Source organism: Variovorax sp. 10L421 (assembly GCF_056395365.1).
In genome coordinates this window covers 1-357 of the sequence record NZ_JBFTJJ010000088.1, presented here as the reverse complement: position 1 = coordinate 357, position 357 = coordinate 1, and the positions used below count along the sequence as shown (strand labels likewise).

General features: G+C 66.1%; 1 protein-coding gene. It reads left to right on the top strand.

Annotated elements, in window-relative coordinates:
• A partial coding sequence (locus AC1DFC_RS29850; RefSeq protein WP_478180598.1) for an AMP-binding protein occupies positions 1-357 on the top strand: 357 nt, incomplete at both ends.

Sequence of the window (357 nt, the reverse complement as noted above, 5' to 3'; positions counted from 1 at the left end):
GGCGCGCAGCTGTGCCACCGCAACGTGACACGGCTGCTTGACGCCACCGATGCCTGGTTCGGCTTCGGCCCCGAGGACGTGTGGACGATGTTCCACTCCTACGCCTTCGACTTCTCCGTGTGGGAGATCTTCGGGGCCCTGTGCACCGGCGGCAAGCTGGTGGTCGTGCCGTTCTGGGTCAGCCGTTCGCCGGAAGACTTCCTGCAGCTGCTGCAAGTGCAGAAGGTGACGGTGCTCAACCAGACGCCTTCGGCCTTCGGCCAGCTGACCAGCCTGCCGCGAGCCTACCAAGAGCATTTGTCCCTGCGCGTGGTGATCTTCGGCGGAGAGGCACTGGACCCGCAGCGCCTGCGCCAG